Source organism: Bacillus pseudomycoides DSM 12442 (assembly GCF_000161455.1).
Taxonomy (GTDB): domain Bacteria; phylum Bacillota; class Bacilli; order Bacillales; family Bacillaceae_G; genus Bacillus_A; species Bacillus_A pseudomycoides.
The window spans coordinates 1,633,653-1,650,552 of the sequence record NZ_CM000745.1 but is presented as its reverse complement, the minus strand read 5'-3'; the positions used below and the strand labels follow the sequence as shown (position 1 = coordinate 1,650,552).

Genomic DNA, 16,900 nt, shown 5'->3' with positions numbered 1-16,900 from the left:
ATGGATATCACTTAAAAGATGAGGGAAGGTATTGGAAATAGTTTTTTACAGAGGACTCATCTAATTTTCCAACAAATAAAGGGGTAAGAGAAAAGATATTATCAAGTACGCGACATGTATTTCGTATTTTTTCGATATAAGGAATATATATATATTCTAAAATTGACGGATCTATTTCTACATGTTCTTGTTTCCATAAATCAAATTCATTTTTATTAATAATTTGCATACTCCCAAAGTGAAAAGCGATTAATTCATCTTGATCTATAAAAATCTTGTTTTCTGTTTTTGTTATAGAAGAATGATTATTTAAAATTAGATTCCAAGGTGCAGCGTTAATCCCCTTTTGAGTCATGATTTTAATGTTAGAAAATAAATCAGGAATGTGATTTAAATATTTTTGATCTCCCCATCTATTCATCTCAATATCATATACATCTTTACAATATTCTAGGCACTTATCTTTCCACCATATTAAAATATCTTTACTGTTTTGATCATTTTTAAATCCTATTAGGCCGGCCTGATACATGCCATGTACATTTTCCAATTCAGTAGTGCCTCTCTGTGGACAAAGAAATACAGAATACTTCCACCATTCATCTAGAATTATAGTAGGCTTTGTAAAGAAAAACATATCTGCGTCACAGTATATAATGTGATCAACTTCAGAATAATATTTAAGAATATGAAGGCATAGAGGGGCTTTTAATGTCCAGCAGTATTCCTGCAAACTTCTTTCATTCTTTATATTTAGGAGTTCTTGATTTTCTATGTCTTTCACATGAAGCAGTATAGCATTCTTCAATTTTAGATTTGTTAGAATTCGATAAGTTAAATTGTCCATACAACAGATCCACACTATAAAATCTGTACCATGGCTTTCAAGGGAATAGTAGCAAGTCAGACCTTGAATTAAACGTTTTTGACTTATAATTATTGAATAATTCATAAAATGATTTGATTGATTCATTTTTCTTCTTAATTGTGTATCTTTATATAAAGTCTGCGCCTCGCTAATGTCTTTAATACTTAACAGGCGCTGTGTTTTTTCACCTAATTTTTCTGCTAATTTTGTGAGGTTAAACTGAATTCCTTCTAGATAGGGGGTATAAATAAGGTGCAATATATTATTTGGTATTGAAAGTTTACCTAAAGACCAAAGATCAAAATCCTGTTCATTGAAAATGGTAATGCATGCAAAATGATATACAATTAGTTTATCTGTTTCAATGTATACCTCATTTTGATTTTTATCAATTATATAATTGTTATTATAAATACAATTCCAAGGTGCGGCATTTATACCTAGATTGCTTGAGATTTTTACTTTTGGAAAGTAAATAGGAATTAAATCTAAATATTTTTGGTCACCAAATCTTCCTTTATCAGGATTAGCACTACACCAGTCTAAGCATTTATCTTTCCACCATCGTACGCTTTTTAATCCGTAGAAATCGTTTTTAAACCCAATTAACCCAGCCTGATATTTCCCGTATTTTTCCTCTACCCAGTCACGGTCTCTCTGTGGACAAAGATAAATAGAATTGTCATCCCATTCTTTAAATATCATGTTAGGATCAGAGAAGAAATATAAATCACTATCACAATAAAGAACAGATGGCAAATTATAATTTACCAATAAATATTCAATAAGTACGGACTTTAAAGTCCAACAATATTCACTGACTGTCCTATTTCTTTTAATATCTTTCAAATTTGGATCTTCTATATCATCTACCTGCAAAAGATTTACATTATTCAAGTTCATTTCTTTCAATGTTGAATAAGCAAACACATCTATACAACAAATCCATAATGTAAACGTTTGTGAATTTTGCATTAGAGATTGGTGCAAAGCAATTATTTTCAAGACGTATTCTGTTCCAACTATGGCACAAAAATGATTTTCAGAGTGAGGCTGTTTATTATAAGGTAGAGGATAGATTTGTTTGCTTGTAGTTTTTTTAGAGTGGTCAATAGCTGAAGCATCTGAAGATAACGGAAAATCCTTTTCTATTTTAAAGGGAGTATAGCGGTGCGGCCAACCTTTCTTTCTATTGTTAAAACGCAATGTTTATTCACTCCTTTCAACTATTTTTGTTAGGGTTCCAGCTTTCATTTGCATCTTTAAGATCTTTAGGTGTATCTACACTAATCCAATAATCATTGTGCTCATAAACTGCAAGTTCCTTGTTTTTTATTAAATTTAGTAGAGGTTCTTCTTCAAGCATACAATCATTATCATTCAAATAATTGAATATTCCTTTATTAAATACAAAAAAACCTCCATTTATTACAGCATTAAGTAGGGGTTTTTCCTTAAAATCCACAGCAATCCCGTTTTCAATCTGTAAAAGACCATATTGACTACTTTTTTTTATACCGGTTAATGTTGCGATTTTTCCTTTGTCTTTATGAAATTTTATAAGTTCGTTAATATCTATCTTTGCTAATCCGTCACCATAAGTTAATAAAAACATTTCATCCTGTATATGCTTTTCAAGTTTTTTCAATCTGGTTCCGGTCATTGTTTCAATCCCTGTATCTATAAATTTTATATTCCACTGTTTTGGTTCTTCAAGCAACTGGTAATGATTATTCTTTAAATCTAAATTAAAATCATGTTCTTTCCATATATAGTCCATGAAATATTCTTTGATTTTTTCACCTCCATACCCTAATGGTAGGACGAATTCATGATGTCCAAACTTGCTATACCAATTCATTATATGCCAAATGAGAGGTTTTCCTTGAACATGAACTAATGGTTTGGGTATATTCCCCAGAATACCTTGCATCCTCAATCCTTTTCCACCACATAAAATTATGACTTTCATAGTCTTCTCTCCATCCCCTTCAGTTATTTAGCTAATTTAAATTATGCTATCACTATATAAATGGTATACACACTTGTACCATTAATTTTACAGAAGATATTTTCCATAAAAATACTGGTTAAAATACAAAATAAAGCCTACTCAAATGTATGAGTAGGCTTATTGCCTTAACATTACTTCAAGGTTACAAATGGATTTCAAAATCTAATAAGCATAGACATATCACTAAGCTAAACATACAAAAACCGGATAGGGATCCATTTATTTCATCATTATGAAACAAACTTAGTCCATTCTTTTAGTGCACTCATAGAATAAAGGGATATAAATCTTATTAAAAAGGGTTGGATTTCGATGTCTTTCGAACGCAGAAGACGTGGAAGATTTGATAGACGAGAAAGAGAGTTTTTCGGTGAAAGAGAATGTTTTGAGGAAAAGAATTGCTTTGTTGAGCGCAAAAGACGCTCAAGATTAGATCCCATACGAGAGGGAGATAAGATTCAAGTGTTCTCTGGTAGCAATCGAATCGATGGAACAGGAGTTTTTATTAAAGTTGAAGACAGATTTCTTGTTTGGGTTGATGAATGTGCGAATATTAATGTTACAAGCCTAGATGTTATTAGTGTTTGTAGAGAACATTCTTGTAATGCTTGAAGCATAACATTGCCATAAATCTTTTATTACCCCATAATCTTGCCTCAGGGACAAAGATAGTAGCAATCCATCTCAAACTTTTAAAATCAACACTTCAAATCCAAAAAAATAAATTGGGGTTCAGCCCATGCCCATCAAGCTAGTATTTTGAAGTGTCCCCAAAACGACAATTTTATTATTTTACAGTTATTTATGAGAATTTAGCTTAATTTTTTCGTTTTGAGGAACAACCAATTTCTTAACTTGATGGGCATACGGCAGAACCCCAGATATATAAATCTAACTATGATAAGACCTCTGCAAAAAATCTGAAGATTACTGCGTTTTATTGATTATACTGAGGCTCATCTTGTTGAACCTCCTGAACACGTGGTTCTAAAGAATCAATAATTATCTGCGCTTGCTGAGCTGCATTTTGATACAGTTGTTTTGCTTGCTGATTGTCAGTATCAAGAACAAATCCTTCTAAACATGCTTGAGCACTTTTTAATCCAGAAATAGTTTGCTTAAGCTTAGTAATTACTGTCATAATTAAATTCCTCCTTATAATTATGAATTCACTATTTAGAATAGCTATTTTCTACTGAAAATATGATTTCTAAATCTTGGTTATCTTTATAAAAGGGGTAGTGCCACATCGCTATCAACTTAAGAAAAGTAAACACCGCCAAAACAAAAAAATGAGCTGATCTCTCAAAATAACTAACTGTAGAGAAAGAAAATTTTCATTTAGGGGGTACTTCAAAACCTTAGCTTGATGGCGATGGGGTCTCGCCAACAAAACGCGAATTTTGTACGCTAAGCAAATTTCCATTCAAAAAAGTCGAATTCCCATACACTAAGGATTCGACTTTTTTAGATTGATTTATTCAATTAAAGCTCCCGATAATACAATAAGATTCATCATATAATTAATTATTGTTTATCAAAAGAGATTAATTAATTTCCTTACATGCCCATGCGTCTATCTCCACTTTAAATACAGGAGCTGCTAATGCCACCACATAAATCATAGTAGTACAAGGAAGATGTTCACCTAGAAAATCTCCAATAATTTTCCTTCTCTTCTCTGCATTAAAATCACCTACTAAATAAAATACTATCTTCGTTAAATCTTCTACGTTCATATTAGCAGCCTTAAGATTTCTTCTAATATTATCTAGAGCTAATTGTAACTGCTCCAATGGATCATCTGGAACCATTCCATCTATTTCCATGCCTAATTGACCTGATAATGTGAGCCATTTATTGGGACCTGTTACTTCTATTTGATGTACATATGGTGCTACTGGTTTATGTACTGTTTCTGGATTTCGGGATTTCTTCAACTAGAATCATTCCTTTACTGAAATTTTATAATAATCTAAATTATTATATCAGTTTTTTGAGTTTGGTGTTAACCTGCCTTGTTAGCTAAATTATATTTCTTCATAAACTTTTTTGTAACATATTTATCCAATTTATTTTCTCTAAAAGTACCGAAAACGACCGTTTAAAGAACTCTATTTAGTTCTAACAAAGCTGAAATAAATACGGTCAAAAACCAGTTCTAAAACTCATTACCAAAAACAAAGTTCCATAACAAACATTAAATGTCGTTTATGGAACTTTGTTAAAGTACGGTAAAACCAAGTTTTTTAACTTAGGAATTCCTTAGCGTACGAAATTCGCGTTTAGTTGGCGAGACCCCTAGCTGGTTTAGTTGAAGAAGGGAGGGTGATGCTTACCGTGTATCACCTACTTAAACAATTCAAAATAATTTGCCACCCATTTTGAATTGTTTTCTGCAATATATTGTTCTGCCAAAATCAATCGCTGTACAAGCTCTTTCTTAGACATCTTCATATACTTTCGTTCCGTGTTTTCTATGCTTCGGTCTAAACGTATACGTCGATAATCAACAGAAGTAAATGCAACTGAACGCTTTTGTGTAGACTTGTTGATATTTAATTTTTTCTTATATGATTTGCTATGCTGCTTATAATACGCATTCAATTCTTGATTTGTACTAATCGTGTTACGATGAATCCCTTTCCCTTCGGGATCAATGTCTTTTGACTTCTCTGATACAGTCTTGAGTGTAACAGGGAGGTTTTGTTTGACCAGAAGGTCAATTGCCTCCTTCCCTAACAAGAGAGAACGCTGGCTTCGAGATTCATGAACCTCTTTGAGCCACGTTCGGTTATCTTTTGAAGGAAACGTCTGGTTCATATGTCTGTTCCTCCCGATATTTCTCAATCAATTCAATTTCCTTTAACTCGTTTCTCGCAAGTTTCCGCATCTGTTTCGCCTTATTTACTTCAATCGTCAAATCCAGGGAAGCATACCGCTTTTCCATATCCTTAGATAAATCAACCACTTCAAGGAGTTCATGTTTCTTCTCAGGTTGCGGAATTTTTGCTACACATCCTAAACATGCCATTTTTACAGGACATACTTTATCTGTAACGCAAGTACCGCCCAACACATTGTTATATACACCTACTTTGGCCTTGTGTTCCTCCCACTCCCGCTGAAGTTCTTCAGGACTGCGAAGAATCGCTTCATCTAAGTCAACATAGTTTAAAATTACGCTGTGTAATTCTCCAACCTTTTCAGCTACTTGACTTGGAGTGGGTTCAGAGTAATACCTTGTTACATTCAAATCACGCTGATGAAGGATTTTCGCTACAATATCAACGGGAATTTCCTGACGTTGAACAGCTTCTGTTGCGAAAGCGTGACGCAGTAAGTGTGTTTTAATGATCACATGTTTTCCTTCTTGTGTCTCGAAATGCAATCCATGCAAGAGAAAACGGAGACATGAATGAATGGTTCTATCCTTAAGTCCTTTCTTGTTATATTGAAAGAAGTAGGGCTTTGTCTCTGGAAATAGGTGTTTCCTGTCACCTTGATACTTTACACTTGGCATTGCTCCATTATAATGTTTTTTCAGCATCTTATTGACTCTTTTCATTAGTTCGAAGGTTTGCTTGCTAATTATGTAAGACTCAACCGTATCTCGTCCTTTTGGGACAGCGTAGAAGGAATATTTTAAATCGCCATTCACCCTCATGGCTTGTAGGCAATCTTTTGCACGGTTAATTTGTAATAGTTCATTGATTCTCGCTCCTGTTGTCGTCAGAATGTCTACCGCCAATAGACCGAAGGTTGATGCAGCATAGAATGGCTCCATATCGAATAAAATACCTTCGGCTTTGTCTCTTTGTTGAGTAACAAAAGTAGTTTGAGATAGAACTCCTTTGTGATGAGATTCGAAAGGGCTAGGATTGCTAATTGATCCTTCTTCGCCATATCCCCATGAGAATAGGAGTTCTCGTTTCTGTTCAAGCCCTTCATCCATCACATTTTGAAACCACTTTCCTAATACGCCTTCTTGCAAGATTTCTGCAAACCATAGACCTTCCGCTACATCATCATCTTCTAATCGTTCGGCTTTTACAAACTCTACAAAGTAATGATTGTTGGCCTCCGAATATGTCCTTGTTCGCTGTTCAGCTGATGTTACAATAAATTCTGTAAATTTCTCTTTCTGGTACAGAACAAAGGAAGGTTTGTCCCATAAGCGGAAGTAAAACCGCTCTCCGATGCGTTCAGGTTCATCATAATGAAATTCTATGGGTAATGTGACCTCTCTCTTTTCCGCTTGTTTACAGGCTGTCAGAAAGGCTTCTCGCAATCGTTTCATCTGATTCCATCGGAAGTTTGCTTCCGCCCGAATTTGAGGAAGGTAAGGGAGAATGGCATCCGTCTCACTCTTGCGAGTGTTTTGAGCTTGTTCTCTTGCTTGTTTAGTGAACGTAAAATCTCGGCTATCAAACAAAGGCTTAGGGAGTAAGAATTGCTGAAAATACTCCCGTTGTTCTTGATTTAACTTTGCTATAAGCCATTTGTTAGTCGAGTAGGAAATTGATTTATAACGACTTAAAAACCTTGCTCGCTGGTCATTTGAATGTTCGGGATAAATAAGGCCTTTCAGGTACTGGTACATGTGTTTTTCTGTATCAAAATCAGCAAAAGTTTGCAATTCATAAGTATGGAATATATCCTTGAATCTTGGACACAATGTGCGAAGTTGGTTTGCTATGCTATTAGTATCTAAATTTCTATCTCCACTAATAAGCATATATAATAGCAATTGATTTTGCCAAGGCGTATCTAGACACTGATTTAGAAAGTATTTTACAGGGGATTCGTCTAATTTATCTAAAAGAAACACCCCTCTGTTATCCTGCAAATGAAGAAAGTGTTCATACACTTTTCCTATTAATTCATTATAAAATGGGGAGGTAGGTAAATCTGTTATTGTTGTCATAATTCATCCTCCAAATCATCCAGTAGAGCCTGTATATCCACTTCTAACTCCATGTCTTTTACTGTGTTTACAACAGTCAGAGTGGGCTTTTTTGTTCTTTTTTGTTTTGGCTGCTTTATGTATTCCTTTTCTTTCTCTGCTATATGTTCCAGCATCTTGTCATGGAAACCTCGATGCCTTTCCTCGTCAAAGTGGTGTTCATACACTTCAATCGTGTCTTTTTGTTTCCATTTCATGTATTTAATAAGTTCATCTTTACGTTGAGCAATTTCTGCATCCGTTTTAGAGACATTATAAATTTCACGCATACTTGTCGTAACAAACCAATGTCTTATTTTGTGCGGATTTAACCTTATGTCCATCAACGTCATTACCTTATTCCAGTGCAGATACCAGGTCTGATATGACAACGGTGTTCCTCGTTCCGTCAGAAACATGGGTGCATCGTTAGGTAGGGAATCAAAATCCTGCCCTAAAGGGTCAAATATTTTCCGCTCCTTGTTGATATATTGAAACAGGAGTTTCGTGGTGTCTTTACTAAAGCGAAGAAATTTCACTCTGCGACCATGACTCCCTTTATTAAACGTGCTGACTTCTTGAAAGGACTTACGGGAACGATAGTCCCCAATCGTAAGTTCAATAACTTCAGATGCCCTTGCTCCTGTCTCAAATAACATACGGGCGTGACCTTCTCTCGCAATGACCAATTTGCATGATTACCTGTCTGTTTGACTTTATGGTAGAGAAGAGGATCATCAATGATTTCAGGTTGCCATTCCTCGTTAATGAGCTTGAAGTAGGAATCTGTCAAACGTCTATGCACAAGCGGGTCTTCCGTTCCTGCTTCGGCAGGCATTCGCGGTTTATTTTCTCTTACACCTTCGGTATTCGTTTTATAGTCATCTAATATTGCATGAGAGTCGATAAGAGGATTGGGATAGCTATACTGTCTCAGCGTAATCAAAGACTTATAAAACGACTTGAGAGCGGAAAGAAAACGATGAACCGTATTGGGGCTTTTATTGGAACGATTGATAAAACGAAAAGAATCCTTTTCTCGAACTTTACAAGCCATTTCATCCATCAAATAATCTTCCACAGCGATCCGTATGGCTTCTGGAGAATCAATCCACTGAACACGTTTTCCTTGATAATTGCTGTGTTTATCCAACCAACTAAAGAATGGTAGAAGGCATTGTAGATACGACAATGCCGAGCTTTCTGAGATTTTCCTGCTGACATCATCATAAAAGTCAGTTAGCGGTAAAAACGGCTCATTACTGGCGTTGAACACAAGCAATTTGTATCGGCTTTGAACACCTTTTGGGCAATACAAGTGGTAATAACTATTTTGCATTTTCACAATCTCCTGTCAGACGAACTAAGCAAATCACTCTTCCAACCAATTGAAGAGAGGCACTTTGGGTTGATATTCATGCTGTTTCTGATTCCCCATTGCCTCGTAATCCTGTTGGGTAAGGTCGTAGATATGTTTACTTTGCTTCTTTGATAATTTGACAGGAACGGTCATTGGACTCCAATTCTCTCGAATAGCTTTCTTAATAAACCCGTCAGGTTTTTTTACTTTTGTAGCGGATTGTTGCATAATCAGTAGAATTTCTAAGGTTCGTTTAATCCCGACAACGGACAGAAGAGTAAGGATTTCCTCCGTAGGAGATGTCAATGTGACTGCCTCATATGCTAATTTTACTAACTCCCATTCCTCAACCTCTTGTTGTGCCACTGGCGGACTTTTCTGAGAATCTTCTTTTACAAATCCTATTTCTTTCTTAATATGTACAAAGTCGCTTTCAGGAATCTTCCATCCTTGCTTGTCGCTATTGCGAAATGCGTTCGGAAACTTGCCAGAGCGTAGCCATTACTTAATTGTTTCTTCATGTTTCCCTAAAGCGGTCGCCATCTCTTTCACTGTATATACTTTCATCTAAACACCTCATATAAGACTGAAAATTCAAAAAACAATATAAATTCTTATTATAACTAAAGTAATTGTTGCTGTAAATGCGCTTTTCATGAGGATGTGTTGTTGTTGTAAATGAGGTCATGCAGAGGTCTGTAAAATTAAAAAAGTACACCACTTTCATTAAGTGATGTACCAATATTTATATAATGTGTAACATTATATAAGTTCTTTACTCTTAGTAAGGAAAGAGAACTATTAATCATTCTTTATTTTACAGAGTAACTTCATCCTTTTTTACAACTTACATATTTCACCTTGTTAACTAACTTTCAAATGCTCTTTTTCTGACACCACTGCACCTTTACTATTGAAATATACCCAAATGCAAGCTAAGAATAAAAGCGATGCTGTAGAGAAGAATACATATTGAAACCCGGCATGTGCGGCAATTTGTCCACCGAGTACTGGTCCAATCATATTTCCTAAAAACTGAAAGGATTGATTATATCCAAAAATACGTCCAGTCACATGTTGTGGTGTATGTTGTTTAAGTAGAGTTTGTACGGAAGGTAACAATCCAGCTTGTGCAATCCCTAATAGAAAACGCAATATGAATAATTGCCAAGCAGCTGTCACAAATGCTTGTGGAATAAAAACAATTCCTGCAAAGAACAATGCTACAACTAACGTTTTTTGAGGGCCAATATGATCCGATAATCTCCCTAGTTTAGGAGCTGCTAAAATGACTGCTAGACCTGTTGCAGATATCACTGCCCCCGCAATTATCTCAATATGATCCGTATGAGGCCCCGCTAAATGTTTCACATACAACGTAATAATAGGTTGTATGGACATATTTGCAAGTTGAATCATAAAGGTTACTACAAATAGGCTTATAATAAAATGTTTCGCCGGAACCATCGTCCATACTTTTTTTGGTTGCTCTTTTTTTGCTTGAACAGAATGATTCGATTCATGTAAAAAGAAAAAAACAATTAAAAATGAAAGAAATAAAAAAGCACCCGTTACTAAAAATACATGACGCATTCCGATTAATTCAGACAAATAGCCACCAAGCATCGGGCCAAGTAAGGAACCACTTACACCACCTGTTGATATAGTAGAAATTGCCCAGCCTGAATGCTCTTTCGGTGTTTCTGCTGCTATAAATGTGATTGCAGTCGAAAGAAATCCTGACACTGCACCCATTAAAAAACGAAGTGCAACTAATTGATATACATTTGTAACAAATCCCATAAGCGTCATAATCATTGCCATACCAAGACTCGCACGAATGAGCATCAATTTCCGACCATGTATATCACCGAGTTTCCCCCATATTGGTGATACAATCGCACCCATTAAAAAAGTTACACCGAATGCAAGTCCTGACCACTGTGCAATTTCAGATGTACCCGTTACTCCTAGATCCTCAATATAGAAGGATAAAAATGGTATCACTAAACTCATACCGGCTGCAGTGGTAAAACACCCAAGCCAACAAATGATTAAATTTCTTTTCCAGCTGGCCATTTTTGCACCTTCTTTCTTAGATACCCATTCTACACCCTTTTCTTAAAAAAGTTTAGCAATATGATTCATAGATCAAACCTTATTCAAAAACTACAATAACATGTAAGAACAATAAACAACACTCCTATTGCTTCTGTGACATTTCTAATCAAAGCAATCTCTATATAATATGTATTACTTGCGCACCACAACTCTCCTCATAAAACTCAATCGGACCTGCCTGACCAATCACTGCATATTCATAACCAATTTGCTGCATTTCAGCCAAGCATCTATGTAATAGTTCTCTTCCTACACCCTTTACACGATTATTTTTAGCGATTCCCATCGGTCCAAACAGCCCCTTCTTTCCTCTTACAACATCATAACAAGCAAAACCAATAATCTTCTTCTCTTGCACTGCGATATATATTGGCATTTCTTGATATATTTGAAAACCATTATGAATTGCATCGATCCATCTTTCTCCAAATTCAAACATAACAAATTGAAGAAGTTCTTCTAAATCAGATTGAACAGCTCGTCTAACATTGCAAACGGCATGTTTCATACTTGTTGGTATTTCACAACTATTCAAATTTACAGTCATATCTCTTGGTACTGAAACAATCTGTAAAATACTTTGTTTCATATCTTCGTCTATTAGACTTGCTATTGTCTCATCTTGCTGAAGGATCACACTTAAAATATGTCCTTCATTCACATATAATTGATTAAATCGCGCCATCTTATGTTTAGCTAACTGTAATATCTCCATTGTTTTATAAGAAACTTTGTATCCTTGTACTTCTATATATCTTTTATCTTGAAAGCCCCTTTGTTGTAATTGTACAAATTTCGTTACAAAATCTAGCCCTATATTATGAAATAAATACATATATAATTCACTACAAACCCCTGTTCCTTCTTTATAGGCTCCTATAAATAAATCTAACGGGTGAATGATATACTCATTATATTTAGATTCTTTGCTTGCAATTTGAAAGATTCTATTTACACGCTTTGTGAATCGAAACTCTTCCATGTATATTCTCCCTTCTACGGCAATTTTTTAAATATACACTTCGCTCCTGTATCATCAGATTCTATACTCCAGTCGATACCCATCTCTTTCGCCATAACAGCAATAATAGATAATCCAATTCCCGCACCTTTATTTTGCGAATGAATATTTTGAAAACCTGGCCCATGGTCAACAACTGTAATTGTTTTTTCCCCATGGTTTACATATACCCCTATAAACTTCCCATCATCTGCATGCCTAACTACATTTTGAATTACATTATCTATAATTCTTTGAAACCAATTTTCATCGATATTCCAAAACAATTGCTTTTCTGGAATCACAATATCAACCTCAAAACCTTTCTCATCTAATATGTCATACCATGATGCAACAACCTTTCTCATTAAACGTGTCATATCCCTTCGTTCCGGATGATATGGATATTTCTTTGCCGTTATTAATGAATACGATAGTAAGTTCTCTATTAACTCCGCTAAGTAATTAATTTTTTCATCCATTCGTACGATTGTTTTCTGTCCTTTGACTGAGATAACTTCTTCTTTTAAAGAATCTATTTGTGCACGCATTGTCGTTAATGGCGTTCGCAAATCATGAGAAAGATCGGCAATTAGTTTTCTACGAAATTGCTCCTCTTCCTCCTCCTTCAATCGACTTTGCTGTAAAGCCTCTACCATACGATTAAACGACTCTTCTAATAAGCCGATCTCGTCTTGCTTTGATATAGAAATTTTTGACGGAAGTGTCTGGTCTTGCGGAAGTTCCATTGCTTTTTGTAGCTTTAATAATCTTTTTCTAATCTTAAGAAAAAAGATGATAGAGATAATGATAAATGTTGTGAAACATCCAATGATAACCATTTCAAAAACAATTTCATATCTTTCACGTATTTGAGCAATTGGTGCCTTCACATATTTCCTCGGAATTTGAAATACCATAAATGCCCCTTGCTTCTCTTTTCCAATGTAAGATACAACTGTAAATGGATCCCCTTCAAAACTCCTTTTCATAAATGCAACTGCATCACTTGCACTCCACTCCTGTGGAATATTTTGTTTTTTAGGAATTTGAAGGTTCGTTTTCCCTTTATTATCTACCCAAAACATTGATCCTTCTGGATATTTCCCTTGAAATTCTTGAAAAGTTCGCTCAATTCCTTCAGGATTTTTTCCGTGTAAATCTGTCGCTTTATTTCTCCATTCCTCTTCTATTTGCACACTAGAATACGCAACTTTAAAATCCTCTATCCACTCGATATATTTAATGAAGAGAAACGAACTGAGTGGGACAATGAGAGGTAACAATATAACCGCTATAAATATGATAAATAAGTACTTTCGTAATAGTGATGTACTTTTTATCATATTTTACACCGATAACCTATTCCACGTATTGTTTCTATTATTTGAGGACTACTTGGATTTCTCTCTATTTTTTCGCGTAAATGACGGATATGAACCATCAATGATTTATCTCCTTCTATGTAGGATTCATTCCATACTGCCTCAAAAATTTGTTCTTTCGTTAATGTACGATTCATATTCTTCATCAAATAAAAAAAGATTTGATGCTGCTTTCCTGATAAAACAATTTCTTCACCCGTGTCTATATCAACAATCCGGTATTCTTTCATAAATACTTTTAAATGTTTCACATATTGCACTTCTGCTCCATCTTTGTTATACCGCCTTAATAAAACTTCAATACGTGCCATTAACTCTTTTGGATGGAATGGCTTTGTTATATAATCATCAGCAAATGTTAATCCATATATTTTATCTTCTAATGTTGTTCTTGCAGTTAACATAATAATAGGGGTATCTGGATATTCACTTTTAAAACGTTGACCTAGTGTAAAACCATCAAGGCCTGGCAACATAACGTCTAAAACAATTACATCTGCTATTTCACATACTTCATTCGTACCATTCTCTGAAGTAAACCATGCAACTTCATACTCTTGTTTCTGCAGTTCTCTTTTGACCCATTCCCCAATCTCGTGATCATCCTCAACATATAAAATGTGTGTCATTTCTTCACCTTCATATACAAATTTAACCTTTCTCTTCCATCATAAGGAATACAACACGATTTGAAAACCAGCACACTCCAAAATTAGGGAATACTGTATAAATTTAAACAAATCTTAAACTCTTCTAACATTATCATTAACCTTTATTTCCTATACTTGATTTGAGGTGATAGGAACATGAATTATATTTTGAAAACGACAGGGTTAACAAAAAGATATCGAAATGATTATGTAGTACATAACGTAGATTTAAAAATTCCAAAAGGAGAGATTTATGGATTTCTCGGGCCTAACGGAGCTGGTAAAACAACTAGCATTCGCATGTTATTAGGCCTTATTAAACCAACGCAAGGAAAGGTCGTGATATTTCAACAAGATTTGGCTAAAGAACGCTTATCCATATTATCTAAAATTGGAGCTCTCGTTGAAAATCCATCTTATTATGCCCACCTAAATGCCATTGAGAATTTAGAGGTTTACCGGATTTTAAGAAATGCTCCGAAAGAAAAAATTGAGGAAGTGTTACAAATTGTCGGTTTACAACATGCTGCCAAACAAAAGGTAAAAGAATACTCATTAGGAATGAAACAACGGTTAGGAATTGCAATTGCCTTACTTGGTGATCCACAGCTATTAATTTTAGATGAACCGACAAACGGACTCGATCCAGAGGGGATTCATGAGATTCGTACGTTAATTAAGCAATTAGCAAAAGAAAGAGGAATTACCATCCTTATATCTAGTCACTTATTAAGTGAAATTGATCAAATGGCAACTTATGTTGGTATCATTGCAAAAGGAAAGCTTATTTTTCAAGACAAAATAGAAACATTGCGCCGCCATGCTCAGCACTCTATTTCACTTATGACAGACAAATCAGATGCAGCTTGGAAAATCATTCTCGCTAAGGGGATTCCTTCTATGCAAGAAGAGCAGCGAATTATTCTATCAAATGTATCAAATGAAACTGTTGGCGAAATTGTAAAAACACTTGTAACACATAACATTTCTGTATTCAGAATTGAAGAAAATAAAAAGTCACTCGAAGAGATATTCTTACAGCTTATAAAGGAGGAAGAGACACATGTACAAACGCCTCTTTCAATCTGAGCTTTTAAAAATAAAAAGGAAGTGGATTTGGTTTTTAATCTTTTTAGGACCAATAGGTGTTATTTCTCTTCAAGCATGTAACTTCTTTCTTCGATATGATTGGTTGACAAAGAAATATGCGAAAGACTTATGGAGCGGCCTCATTTCTGAAGCTCAACCGCTTGCTCTCACAACTCTTATATTAGGAATTACGATTGTTACTTCTTTAATTGCACACATAGAGCATCATTCTAGTTCATGGAAGCATCTCTTATCCTTACCTATTAATAAGCGACATATTTTTCTAGTAAAATTCATACTGGTATTTTTCCTGCTTGCTGTATCTTGTTCTTTATTATTAATTGGCATAGTTGGATTGGGTTTAGCATTACAATTCGATGCTTCCATTCCATGGCTTTCTATATTTAAAATGAGTTTCTATCCTTATTGGTCGGCACTGCCAATTGTAGCGCTACAACTATGGATTGCTATCATATTTCAAAACCAAAGTATCGCATTTACAATCGGACTTTTAGGAACTATTTTCACAATGTTTTCAGTAGCTCTTCCCAATTGGTTCATATGGAGATGGCCAAGCCTACGTATTGACTGGGGGTCTCCACTTCTATGTGTAGCAATAGGCCTAATCGTTGGTATATGTATGTTATGTATTGAAACAGCAGATTTTACTAGAAGGGATGTGCATAAATAATGCTTTGGCTTAAAACCATACAAGCTGAATTTTATAAAATTAAAAAAACCAAAATATGGACATTACTATTTTTAAGCCCGATTTTAGCAGGAGTAATAGCTTATGCAAATGCCTCAAACTATCCCGATTATAAACATTGGGAGTTAATTTATAATATCATGATAATGGTACATGGTATGTTGCTTCTTCCATTATTAACAGGCATTTTCACTGCATTTATTTGCCGATATGAACATTCAAATGGTGGTTGGAAACAACTTTTAGTACAACCTATATCACGATATCACGTCTATATTATAAAATTTCTCTTTATTCTCTTATTTATAGGTGCGATGCAAGTCTTCTTCATTATAAGTTATATTAGCGTTGGACAACTTTTGCATGTCCCTGGGCCATTCCCTCTAGCTACTATAGTAAAAAGTGTAGTAGGCGGCTGGATTGCTACCCTCCCTTTAATCGCCTTACAATTATGGGTTTCAAGTATTTGGTCCAGCTTTGCAGCACCGATTGCTTTAAATGTTATAGCTTCCATACCCGCTATGATAATTGCGAATTCTGCAAGGTTCGGTCCCATCTATCCATGGTCCCAACCTTTTCTCGCTATGCTTCCTAAAGAAGGCTCTGGGCTGTTTTATATCTCTGTTCAAACACTAGTATTTGTCGTAATCGGGAGCTTTGTGATTGTATTTATAGGTGGCTTTGTTCATTTTATGAAAAAAGCATATTAATTTTTTACATACAAATAGCCCAAAACTGTTTCAAAACAGGATTGGGCTA

General features: G+C 34.9%; 15 protein-coding genes and 1 pseudogene. 4 read left to right on the top strand and 12 right to left on the bottom strand.

What is annotated here, in order from left to right; genetic code table 11:
- Positions 1 to 7: 7 nt before the first annotated feature.
- Both BPMYX0001_RS08195 and BPMYX0001_RS08190 read right to left on the bottom strand, forming a co-directional pair.
- The gene (locus BPMYX0001_RS08195) at positions 8 to 2,074 is read right to left on the bottom strand and encodes a hypothetical protein (RefSeq protein WP_006094479.1); all 2,067 of its coding nucleotides are present in this window, start codon (positions 2,072 to 2,074) and stop codon (positions 8 to 10) included.
- A 16-nt stretch (positions 2,075 to 2,090) separates the two neighbouring features.
- Entirely contained in the window at positions 2,091 to 2,840 is a 750-nt protein-coding gene (locus BPMYX0001_RS08190) for a sugar phosphate nucleotidyltransferase (protein ID WP_033798811.1), read from the bottom strand.
- 354 nt (positions 2,841 to 3,194) lie between these two features.
- Here BPMYX0001_RS08190 and BPMYX0001_RS08185 point away from each other — a divergent pair, with 354 nt between their 5' ends.
- Entirely contained in the window at positions 3,195 to 3,494 is a 300-nt protein-coding gene (locus BPMYX0001_RS08185) for a hypothetical protein (protein ID WP_018781430.1), read from the top strand.
- Positions 3,495 to 3,819: 325 nt separating this feature from the next.
- Here BPMYX0001_RS08185 and BPMYX0001_RS08180 read toward each other — a convergent pair whose 3' ends face one another.
- The 10 genes and pseudogenes from BPMYX0001_RS08180 to BPMYX0001_RS08135 all read right to left on the bottom strand — a co-directional run bounded on the left by BPMYX0001_RS08180 (position 3,820) and on the right by BPMYX0001_RS08135 (position 14,322).
- Entirely contained in the window at positions 3,820 to 4,023 is a 204-nt protein-coding gene (locus tag BPMYX0001_RS08180) for a DUF1657 domain-containing protein (protein ID WP_006094476.1), read from the bottom strand.
- Positions 4,024 to 4,429: 406 nt separating this feature from the next.
- Entirely contained in the window at positions 4,430 to 4,822 is a 393-nt protein-coding gene (locus BPMYX0001_RS08175; protein WP_006094475.1) for a RidA family protein, read from the bottom strand.
- A 409-nt stretch (positions 4,823 to 5,231) separates the two neighbouring features.
- Positions 5,232 to 5,705 carry a hypothetical protein gene (locus tag BPMYX0001_RS08170; RefSeq protein ID WP_033798810.1) on the bottom strand — a complete coding sequence of 158 codons (474 nt, stop codon included), beginning with the start codon at positions 5,703 to 5,705 and terminating at the stop codon, positions 5,232 to 5,234.
- Positions 5,677 to 7,809, bottom strand: coding sequence for a site-specific integrase (locus tag BPMYX0001_RS08165; protein WP_033798809.1), 2,133 nt, complete (start codon positions 7,807 to 7,809; stop codon positions 5,677 to 5,679). Before BPMYX0001_RS08165 ends, BPMYX0001_RS08170 begins: the two co-directional genes overlap by 29 nt.
- Positions 7,806 to 9,166: pseudogene (locus BPMYX0001_RS29305) on the bottom strand (tyrosine-type recombinase/integrase). The gene BPMYX0001_RS08165 and the pseudogene BPMYX0001_RS29305 overlap by 4 nt, the downstream one beginning before the upstream one ends.
- Positions 9,167 to 9,199: 33 nt before the next feature.
- Complete coding sequence (locus BPMYX0001_RS08155; protein ID WP_006094470.1) at positions 9,200 to 9,553, bottom strand: hypothetical protein; 354 nt, start codon at positions 9,551 to 9,553, stop codon at positions 9,200 to 9,202.
- Positions 9,554 to 10,051: 498 nt separating this feature from the next.
- Positions 10,052 to 11,266: a multidrug efflux MFS transporter gene (locus BPMYX0001_RS08150; RefSeq protein ID WP_033798808.1), complete on the bottom strand. Its 1,215-nt coding sequence runs from the start codon at positions 11,264 to 11,266 to the stop codon at positions 10,052 to 10,054.
- A 160-nt stretch (positions 11,267 to 11,426) separates the two neighbouring features.
- Complete coding sequence (locus BPMYX0001_RS08145; protein WP_006094468.1) at positions 11,427 to 12,290, bottom strand: GNAT family N-acetyltransferase; 864 nt, start codon at positions 12,288 to 12,290, stop codon at positions 11,427 to 11,429.
- Between the two features lie 14 nt (positions 12,291 to 12,304).
- Positions 12,305 to 13,654 (bottom strand): HAMP domain-containing sensor histidine kinase, encoded by a 1,350-nt coding sequence (locus tag BPMYX0001_RS08140; RefSeq protein ID WP_029427909.1) that lies wholly within the window; start codon positions 13,652 to 13,654, stop codon positions 12,305 to 12,307.
- Positions 13,651 to 14,322, bottom strand: a complete 672-nt coding sequence (locus BPMYX0001_RS08135; RefSeq protein WP_006094466.1) for a response regulator transcription factor — start codon at positions 14,320 to 14,322, stop codon at positions 13,651 to 13,653. Before BPMYX0001_RS08135 ends, BPMYX0001_RS08140 begins: the two co-directional genes overlap by 4 nt.
- Before the next feature lie 177 nt (positions 14,323 to 14,499).
- Between BPMYX0001_RS08135 and BPMYX0001_RS08130 the strand changes: the two genes are divergently transcribed.
- The 3 genes from BPMYX0001_RS08130 to BPMYX0001_RS08120 are packed head-to-tail and all read left to right on the top strand — an operon-like array spanning position 14,500 to position 16,851.
- Positions 14,500 to 15,432 (top strand): ABC transporter ATP-binding protein, encoded by a 933-nt coding sequence (locus BPMYX0001_RS08130; RefSeq protein WP_003206779.1) that lies wholly within the window; start codon positions 14,500 to 14,502, stop codon positions 15,430 to 15,432.
- Positions 15,407 to 16,123, top strand: a complete 717-nt coding sequence (locus tag BPMYX0001_RS08125; RefSeq protein WP_018783452.1) for an ABC transporter permease — start codon at positions 15,407 to 15,409, stop codon at positions 16,121 to 16,123. The genes BPMYX0001_RS08130 and BPMYX0001_RS08125 overlap by 26 nt, the downstream gene beginning before the upstream one ends.
- Positions 16,123 to 16,851 carry an ABC transporter permease gene (locus BPMYX0001_RS08120; RefSeq protein WP_006094465.1) on the top strand — a complete coding sequence of 243 codons (729 nt, stop codon included), beginning with the start codon at positions 16,123 to 16,125 and terminating at the stop codon, positions 16,849 to 16,851. Before BPMYX0001_RS08125 ends, BPMYX0001_RS08120 begins: the two co-directional genes overlap by 1 nt.
- Positions 16,852 to 16,900 lie beyond the last annotated feature (49 nt).

Excerpts from the sequence above, each read along its gene's own strand:
- BPMYX0001_RS08135 (WP_006094466.1), bottom strand. The coding sequence starts at position 14,322 with ATGACACACATTTTATATGTTGAGGATGATCACGAGATTGGGGAATGG.
- BPMYX0001_RS08180 (WP_006094476.1), bottom strand. The coding sequence starts at position 4,023 with ATGACAGTAATTACTAAGCTTAAGCAAACTATTTCTGGATTAAAAAGT.
- BPMYX0001_RS08130 (WP_003206779.1), top strand. The coding sequence starts at position 14,500 with ATGAATTATATTTTGAAAACGACAGGGTTAACAAAAAGATATCGAAAT.
- BPMYX0001_RS08140 (WP_029427909.1), bottom strand. The coding sequence starts at position 13,654 with ATGATAAAAAGTACATCACTATTACGAAAGTACTTATTTATCATATTT.
- BPMYX0001_RS08185 (WP_018781430.1), top strand. The coding sequence starts at position 3,195 with ATGTCTTTCGAACGCAGAAGACGTGGAAGATTTGATAGACGAGAAAGA.
- BPMYX0001_RS08145 (WP_006094468.1), bottom strand. The coding sequence starts at position 12,290 with ATGGAAGAGTTTCGATTCACAAAGCGTGTAAATAGAATCTTTCAAATT.
- BPMYX0001_RS08170 (WP_033798810.1), bottom strand. The coding sequence starts at position 5,705 with ATGAACCAGACGTTTCCTTCAAAAGATAACCGAACGTGGCTCAAAGAG.
- BPMYX0001_RS08150 (WP_033798808.1), bottom strand. The coding sequence starts at position 11,266 with ATGGCCAGCTGGAAAAGAAATTTAATCATTTGTTGGCTTGGGTGTTTT.
- BPMYX0001_RS08190 (WP_033798811.1), bottom strand. The coding sequence starts at position 2,840 with ATGAAAGTCATAATTTTATGTGGTGGAAAAGGATTGAGGATGCAAGGT.
- BPMYX0001_RS08125 (WP_018783452.1), top strand. The coding sequence starts at position 15,407 with ATGTACAAACGCCTCTTTCAATCTGAGCTTTTAAAAATAAAAAGGAAG.
- BPMYX0001_RS08165 (WP_033798809.1), bottom strand. The coding sequence starts at position 7,809 with ATGACAACAATAACAGATTTACCTACCTCCCCATTTTATAATGAATTA.
- BPMYX0001_RS08120 (WP_006094465.1), top strand. The coding sequence starts at position 16,123 with ATGCTTTGGCTTAAAACCATACAAGCTGAATTTTATAAAATTAAAAAA.